The organism is Moorena sp. SIO1G6 (assembly GCF_010672795.1).
Lineage (GTDB): Bacteria > Cyanobacteriota > Cyanobacteriia > Cyanobacteriales > Coleofasciculaceae > Moorena > Moorena producens.
The window spans coordinates 1-8,457 of sequence record NZ_JAAHFZ010000109.1; the positions used below are offsets into that span (position 1 = coordinate 1).

The following is an 8,457-nucleotide window of genomic DNA, read 5'->3' on the forward strand; positions in this document are numbered from 1 at the left end:
CCCGTGTCGTTAATAAAGTAACCCGTGTATCCGAACGCGCCCCGCGTCGGCGAAAGCCGATAGTGATGGCTGGAGTTGGTAAGAAGCCCACACTGTAATCTTCGATGAGCGTGTGGGAGTATGTCACCGAAAATTCTGTAGGAAAAATTGGTGAAGGGGACTTTTCTCGAATTCAGCGTCTATGTTTACCTTTTGATAGGCTGATTTCAAAAATCAGCCTATCAAAAGGTAAACAAAAACGTCGAATCAGAAAGGCGGCCAGAATAATCACTATCAGAATACAGAACTTGATCAATGAATTGCATCACAAAGCTGCCAGATTTTTGGTTGACAATTTTGACTTTATTCTGCTTCCCACTTTTGAGACATCTCAAATGTCAAAACGACAAGAGCGAAAGATTCGTTGGCCAAAAGGCCACGCTACGCGAACAAAAACAGTCCGAAACCTACTCTCTTTTGCTCATTACAGGTTCAAACAGTTCCTTAAGCATAAAGCTTTCGAGACAGGAAAGCTCGTAGTTGATGTATGTGAAGCCTACACCAGCCAAACTGTCAGCTGGACAGGTGAACTCGTCAAAATTGGTGGAAGCAAAATCATTAAGTCCAAAATTGATGGTCAAAAAATGGATAGAGATATAAATGGCGCTCGTGGGATATTCCTGAGAGCTTTGGTAGATACACCCTGGATGCGAGAGCATCTTGCCTTGGCGGGCTAATTTCTACCTTGGTAGACTTTGGTAGCTAAAAAGTATCGGAATACAGTTGATCACAGACTTAATTATTGAAAATAGAGTCAGTAAATTTAGGTGCTATAGGTATCTTCAATGAATTGTGAAAATTTTTGATTCCTACTCCCTGCTCCCTGTTCCCTGCTCCCTTTCCTATGGGTATAACCCTGGCAATTTATAGATCCTGTAAGTATTACACAACTAGCGATTGAGCGTAGGTCACGGGACGGGAATGCCATAGGATCCTAATCATTAATCCAAACTAGGCTCAAATCACTTAATCCTTCTGAGGATAAAGGTTGTATAAATTAGCGGCTCCGAAAGGGTAAAAAAATATAGTTCATAGAACATACCACATTATAGCACCAGCCAAAAGCAAATCTGAATTGGGTCTAAAAAAAAGGCTTGACAAATTATTTTTAAGATATTAGTATGATTAAGTAAAACCAGAGCTGTGATGATTCAATCTGCCTATTATAACATAAAACTTCTGGTCAAAATGCTTATGGGTAAAGCTTGGCCAGGATTTAATCAGATAGGCAAATCTAAAGCTTAGATGCGCAACAGCTTATCAAAAATTTAGGGTGCTTAAAAAAATGAGAGCTAACCGGTTGTGTGCTAGGTCTGTTTAAGGATATACCTGCCACAATCACCAGCTGGTTTCTATAGCTATTTGCAGCTTAAAGGTTAAAGGTTAACTACCTCTGGACGTGTTGTTCACAGCCCTCTGTCAGCAAGAGGGTAATAACTTAGATACACATTAGATACACACCAACGAGGTAAATTAATGTTCAAATTCATCAAGCAATTGTTCTTAGCTGGTCTACTCAGCATTCTGATTACCAGCGGTATTTTTGTACCGAAAGCCTATGCTCAGTTTCCTTGTCAACCTCCTGGTCCTGATAACGGTACTCTATGTGCTGTTGTCTTCTCTGAAAAAGGTCCCCAAGATGGTCAAAGCTGGCGTAGCAGTGATAATTTCAGCACAGGATATTGCCCAGGAACTCAGATGATGTGGATCGCCCAAGGTCCGGATGCTGAAAACATTGAATTTGGTCTTGCAAAAGATGTAAGTGGAAGTGACCCTACTTTACAGGATCCAATTGTATACTGTGGAATCACTACTATGTTCCAAGATAACAATCTGTACCTAGGAAATCCAAGGGGAGCGGGTCAAACGTTCTCAGTGCATGTTTACACTAATGAACCCATGCCTCAGTAAAGTTCAAGTTGGCAGATTAGAGTAATCCAGAATTAGAGTAATCTAGTTTACCTTCTGTTCTGGCTTTCTAGAATAAAGAGATAGATGCAAGGGAATCATAGAATGAACTACCTTGTGTCTATCCTCCTGTGTCTATCCGCCTTTGTAGAAATCATACTCTAATTGACTACTCTAATTCACTAACGTTCTAGACAGTTACTGTTGAAAACACTGTTGAAAATACTGTTGAAAAACAAAGTGATTAAGATGTTCAAAACCCTTAAGCAATTTTTCATAGCTGCTTTACTGAGTCTGATTATTACCAGTCTCATCCCTGTACCGAAGGCTTATGCCTCAGCTTGTGAACCTCAAGGCGAGATCTGTTTTATTGGCTGGTCAGAATCAAGACCCCAAGATGGTCAAACTTGGCGTAGCAGTGATAATTTCAGCACACGATATTGCGAAGGTGACCTGATACAATGGCAGATCGAACTGACAGATGAAGCTGATCAGATTGAATTTAGTGTTGCACAAGATCAACCCGGTTCTGACCCCACAATTTTTCGAGACCTGCGTGATTGTTCTTTTACAGAGCTGGTAAAAGACCCTAAAATGTACATAGGAAATCCCAATGGTGCTACTCAACTTTTTCAAGTATTAGGTTATACTTCCACTTGCGAAGACAATGGTGGGGGAAATCAAAATACTACCTGTGACTATAGTGACTCCCTTAATATTGGTCAGGTTTTTAAACCAATGAGTCACAACAGTTACGAGCTACAATATGCCAATAGTTTGGCGGAAGTCCTAGACCAGGTAAAAGCGATCGAGATTGATATCTTTGATTCGCCTTTCGGAATTGGTGGTGGTGGCTCAGTACCAGGAAATTGGTTCGTATTTCACAACCCGACAGATTTCCCACGCAATAACTGTAGTGGTAAATTCCTATCAGACTGCCTGAATGATGTCAGACAATGGCACGAAGAAAATCCCGAACACGAGCTTGTTACTATCTTGATTGATAAGAAACAAGGTTGGGGGCAAAAGGGCGAACAAAGGGGTCCCCAGGATCTAGATGCTCTAATTATAAGAATACTATCTCCAAATAATGCAGATATTTTTTACGAACCCACTGACTTACTAGAAGGGGAGGGCTGCTTACAAAACAGCGAAGGACTATCATCTATGCGAGTTGCTGCACAAAATAATTGTTGGGGCAAAGAGGGTGATTATAAAGGACAATTCATGGTAATCATTGGCGGTAGTGGACCGGCAGGAGGAATAACAGGAAATCCTAACCCAGTAATTGCTCAATATGTTCGAGATACAAACTACAATCAAGGGTTGATATTTGCTTGCCCTGATGTAGAGACACTAGAAGAGATTACTGGAATACCAAAGAGTTTCGATGCCAAGACGGCGGAGTCTGTAGTCTGCGATAATTTCATTTTCGAAAGCATGTCTAGCAGTTTAGGAGAGGCTGTCAGAAGCAATAACTATGTATCCCATGTTGGAGTGATTTCCCCAGAGAATGATTGTTCCTACAGCACTGCAGTTAATAGCTATGGACTTAGCTACATTGGAATAGATAATTTTGAAATAAAAGACTGGAATGATGGTAGAATGAAAGGCGGCTACAATTGCGAGCAGTAGGATAGGGCAGCATTCCCTAATATTCCTAGGGGGGCTTAATTGGTGTAGCCCGATGTTAGCTATCAGCTATTAGCCGTCAGCTTATTTTATTAAAAAGCTGAAAGCTAATGGCTGATAGCTCAAGGCTTACACTCAGATTAAACGTTCCCGTAGCGTGGCCTTTGGCCTTAGCTTATCTCTTTTATTCAAAAGCACCTCAAGTAGCGTGGGCATAGCCCATTAGCTGATAGCTGATCGCTGATAGCTGACAGCCCCATCCTTAAGGATAGGGCTACACCAAAAAATGCTAACCAACTAAATTTTAACTAACCAACTCAGTGGCCCGTTTGGCCAAAGCCTCAGCAGTCAAACCATTAAAGGCCATAATTTGACCAGCACTGCTAGCAGTTTCACCACGCTTCCAAGAAACCACATCCCGCTTGCAAGTACTACGTAACATAATCGGTTCCAGCATGGCACTGGTACCACCAGTAACACCAATCAATCCATCCCCACCAAACAGCCGTTCAAACCCCTGATCATCTAAGAAACCCCCATCAGCTTCACTACAGGTTTTCCAAGCCGTATCATCAGGACGGTACAAACGGCGGGGACTGATTACCGAAACAATCCGCACCCCAATCCCTTGGTCTTCCAAATTAGAAGCAGCATCAAACACTGGTATCAGGCTCATATCCCCAATCACCGCAAACACAACGGTTTTACTGCCTTTAGTTTCATGCAAAACCACTGCACCATCTTGCAAGCCTTGACGGGTTTGCTCAAAGGTCGTGCGCACCGGTAAGGGTGACTTACTAGCAGTAATGGTAATTCCTTTATTCTTAGTACTCAGCGCCCACTCATAACACACTTGGATACTATTAGCATCACAGGGAAACAACGGGAAAATATTGCCATTGCGCATCATAGCAGCAAAGTAATTTTCAATTTCAGGACGCTGGTGAGTCCAACCATTCCGTCCTTGCTCCAGTGCCCCAGCCGTAAATAATGTAATAGTAGAGGGAGTAGGACGGCGCAATTCTGCCATGGCTTGGGTAACGGTTTGCCAAATGGGTAACCCATTGATAGCAAAAGATTCATAAGAACACCACAGAGTACGAGCTCCAAACAAAGCTAACCCTACCGCTAATCCAGCACAAGCATCTTCACTCAAGGGTTCATACACCTGACCTTTTGGGCCTTGGAAGTAAATTTCATCCGGGGTGGGGTGGATAATTTTTAGGGCTTGGTTAATATTATTAATTCCAGAAGCAGCATTCCCATCAGCATTGGAAATAATAAAATTAGGGTCTTTTTGCCCCACATGAGCAACTATCGTTCCCATCGCGGTAGTTGCTATTTTTTTATCGCCATCAATCACAAATTCCTCTAAAGGCAATTTACCTAAATCTGGTAAAGGCAATTCCTTTTCTGTGACTACAGTATGAGCCGCTGGCCCTCCTCCAGAACGCTCAAAATTTATCCTCACTAATTCCCAGGCTTGAGACGGTAACGCCCGAGCTTTAAGGGCACTAACAATATAATCTTTTTCCAGGGTATCTCCTGGGTAAAGATTGTGAGCTTTAGCTCCCCGTTTGTGGACTCCCGCTCCTTTTAGTTGTTTAACAATCAGCACCGTTAACTTACCACTCAAAGCTGATTTAGCCGCTTTATCCGTAGCTTCCAAAACCCCTTGGGTAAATGCCAATCGCTTCTGCAAAGAAAACTCAGTGCTATCGACATACTCACCAGGTTGGTCAGCATCATCGTAATCCTTAGCATTGATTAAGATTACTTCTTGGAAACCATTGCCCTGCCAGTATGCAATCATCTCTTGATTGGACTTTGTGGAAACCATACTATGGTGTTCCTGGCTGTAACCATTCCACACTAAGATGGGCAGAAAATTAGTCACCTGGGGATAGGCCGTAGAGAAGTGACCAAAACTGCTCATGATATAAGGTTCACCCAAGCCCCCATCCCCAATCGTAACTGGGAATAGTACCCCTGGATGAAGCAAAGCCCCGGCCATGGCAAAGTGTTGCCCTTGTCCGAGGGGACCAGCCGGATTGAGGAGTCCAGGAATTTGACCAGAAAGGTGTCCGAGCAATCCGTGCATTTCTCGGAAGCGTTCCCCCATCTGTTCTACAGTCTTAATACCCATCTCCTCTAGGGAGCCGTCCAGAAACATGTTACTGTAGAAGCCTGGGGCATGGTGTCCCACTTCAGTAATAATGTTTTTGTAACCCAGCATGACCAAAGCTGCAATCCCTTCCGCAATGCTGGCAAATCCCCCTGGATGACCAGAGGCTTTACTAGCAGTGATGTGCAGGGTTAGGTAGCGTAGGGCATCAGCAGCTAGTAAGGTCTGGAAGACAGCTGCTGGATCATCAGGAGATGGGATGGCTTTTTGCCCCAACGCGATCGCATCTCGTTGACCGTATTGGTCCAAAGTCGCTTCAAAACCCGGTATGGTATTCTCAAAATACTGAATTCCTTGACAGAATGTCGAAACCCTGCTACCAACTGTCATAGTGTCAGAAACCTTTTCTAATTATTACGAGTAATAAACAAATATTACAATCAGCTCGCTGAGTGCGGAATTAGTATATTGGCGAAATTTGGGTTTTAAACCAGTGAAATGTCTTATGGATTACATTGATTGAGACTACTATTGAGACTACTAGAGAACCTGCAACTCTACATCTATTGTTCTACCTACCTTGTAGAGATTCTAATCAAATCTTGCTTTATTTTAATTCCCAAAGACTAACAGAATAGGATTAATCGACTAGTTTTGATTACCATTAATCTTATTGATAGCTTGTCAATAAGCGGATTTCTGATAGTAATCAGGTAACCGAAGGTTTTGTTGCCATATGGCAGTTAGGTTAGATAATGAATTTGTCTTGAGAAAGTAACAGAGGAAAACGAGTGTGAGTAAATTACCTGATGGTCCTCAAATCCCTGACTGGTTACAGTTAATCTATTGGATTGCTAACCCCCTCAAGTATTTGGATCAGTGTGTAGAACGCTATGGAGATACATTTACCATACGGCTAACTGGTTCGAGAACGTTAGTCATCCTCAGCCACCCCCAAGCAATTCAGGAAGTCTTGACCGCTCCTCCTAGCCAGTTTAAATCTGGTGAACGAAATAAGCTGCTACAACCCTTGGTGGGGGAAACCTCAATGACTTTACTCGATGGTAAACCACACCAGCGGCAGCGTAAACTCTTGATTCCTCCCTTTCATGGGCAACGAATTAATTCCTACAGTCAATTGATTTGTGATATTACCCAGCAAGTAGCGAGTCAGTGGGTAATCGGTCAAGCCTTTACTGCCCGTACTGCCATGCAAGACATTACCATCCAGGTAATCATGCAGGGGGTTTTCGGTCTAGGTGAGGGTACCCGTTACCAAAAACTCAAGCTACTGCTGGCAGCCATGCTAGAGGTGACTGCTTCCCCCCTGCGCTCTAGTATGCTGTTTTTTAAGTTCCTGCAACGAGATTTAGGAGCTTGGAGTCCTTGGGGCAAGATGGTGCGGCGTAGGCAGGAAATTTATAACCTCCTTCAGGAAGAGATTAATCAGCGCCGAGAGCAACCCGAGCTAATGGGCAATGACATTCTTAGTTTAATCATGTCCACTCGGGACGAAAATGGTGAGTTGATGAGTGATCAGGAGTTACAAGATCAGTTGATGACTTTGTTGTTTGCGGGTCATGAAACTACTGCAAGCGCTTTAGCTTGGGCATTCTACTGGATTCATCGATTACCGACAGTGCGCCAAAAACTGCTAGAGGAAATTGATAGCTTAGGGGATCATCCAGACCCGATGGCCATTGCCCAACTGCCCTATCTCACAGCAGTTTGCCAAGAAACCCTGCGGATTTACCCAGTGGCGTTTGTGATCTTCGCCCGCATTACCACATCCCCAATTACTATTATGGGTCACCACTATCAGGCCAATACTGCCCTTTTTGCCTGTCCCTATTTAACCCATCGTCGAGAAGACCTCTATCCAGACTCCGATCAGTTTAAACCAGAACGATTCCTTGAGCGTCAATACTCTGCCTATGAGTATGTTCCCTTTGGTGGTGGAAACCGACGCTGTATTGGTGCTGCTTTGGCGATGTTAGAAATGAAACTGGTTTTGGCTAAGGTATTGTCTGACTATCACTTAGCCTTAGCACAAAATACAATCATTAAACCAACTCGTCGTGGAGTAGGAATTACTCCGGAAAATGGGGTTCCGATGGTGATGAGAGGTCAACGTGTTGCTAAGGAGCCAAAAAAACCTGCTACCGTAAATTCTCTTTAGGATCAAAGCAATTGTCCCATAGCAACAGAAACGGTTATCCGTGATCACCGAGAGTCTTTGCCGCCAGTAAGGTCACCGAAAAAGGCCGCTGGATGATCACCAGATGCGATCGCATTGTAAGCATTCAGCTATCAGCCTATGCGCTACGTCACAGGCTTCTAGCCTATGCGCTATGTCCCAGCGTCGTTCGCACAGCGTGGCCATTCGCGTAGCGTGGCCGAAAGGCCAAGGCCAAAGCCTGTGCCACGCTACACGGAACAGCTTTTGAATAAAATAAGCTGACGGCTGACTGCTGACTGCTGACTGCTGAATACTTACATCGCATTTTGCCAGCATACTCTTCCCAACCCGGTATGGTGTTACCAAACAAAATAGTGAATTACTCAGAATATTAAAGATTTTGTGTTCTACAAGGGCTGAGTATAAATAAATGTCAACAAAAGTCTAAGAGCTGATTTGTAAACAAAAAATTAAGACGCTAATCTTCTTGTCATTAAACGAATTAATGAACCATATATCATCCCTGTACTCATTTGTGTATATAACTCATAGTCTTTACTCAAGCGTCTAAATC

Annotated in this window: 5 protein-coding genes and 2 pseudogenes; 4 read left to right on the forward strand and 3 right to left on the reverse strand. The window is 43.4% G+C overall.

Annotated features, from left to right (window positions below):
* Positions 1-119: 119 nt before the first annotated feature.
* The 3 genes and pseudogenes from F6K63_RS35595 to F6K63_RS35605 form a co-directional block, all read left to right on the forward strand.
* Positions 120-716: pseudogene (locus tag F6K63_RS35595) on the forward strand (zinc ribbon domain-containing protein); the annotation flags it as partial.
* 799 nt (positions 717-1,515) lie between these two features.
* A complete protein-coding gene (locus F6K63_RS35600; protein ID WP_008185865.1) occupies positions 1,516-1,950 on the forward strand; it encodes a hypothetical protein in 435 nt (144 codons plus the stop codon).
* 246 nt (positions 1,951-2,196) lie between these two features.
* Positions 2,197-3,582: a PI-PLC domain-containing protein gene (locus tag F6K63_RS35605; RefSeq protein WP_048815270.1), complete on the forward strand. Its 1,386-nt coding sequence runs from the start codon at positions 2,197-2,199 to the stop codon at positions 3,580-3,582.
* A 301-nt stretch (positions 3,583-3,883) separates the two neighbouring features.
* Here F6K63_RS35605 and F6K63_RS35610 read toward each other — a convergent pair whose 3' ends face one another.
* Positions 3,884-6,094 (reverse strand): phosphoketolase family protein, encoded by a 2,211-nt coding sequence (locus tag F6K63_RS35610; protein ID WP_008185869.1) that lies wholly within the window; start codon positions 6,092-6,094, stop codon positions 3,884-3,886.
* 403 nt (positions 6,095-6,497) lie between these two features.
* Between F6K63_RS35610 and F6K63_RS35615 the strand changes: the two genes are divergently transcribed.
* On the forward strand, positions 6,498-7,883 hold the full coding sequence (locus F6K63_RS35615) for a cytochrome P450 (RefSeq protein WP_008185871.1): 1,386 nt from the start codon (positions 6,498-6,500) through the stop codon (positions 7,881-7,883).
* Positions 7,884-7,979: 96 nt separating this feature from the next.
* Here the strand turns inward: F6K63_RS35615 and F6K63_RS35620 are convergent, their stop codons facing one another.
* Positions 7,980-8,219 carry a hypothetical protein gene (locus tag F6K63_RS35620; protein WP_131827080.1) on the reverse strand — a complete coding sequence of 80 codons (240 nt, stop codon included), beginning with the start codon at positions 8,217-8,219 and terminating at the stop codon, positions 7,980-7,982.
* Between the two features lie 134 nt (positions 8,220-8,353).
* A pseudogene (locus tag F6K63_RS38180) lies at positions 8,354-8,457 on the reverse strand (IS5/IS1182 family transposase); the annotation flags it as partial.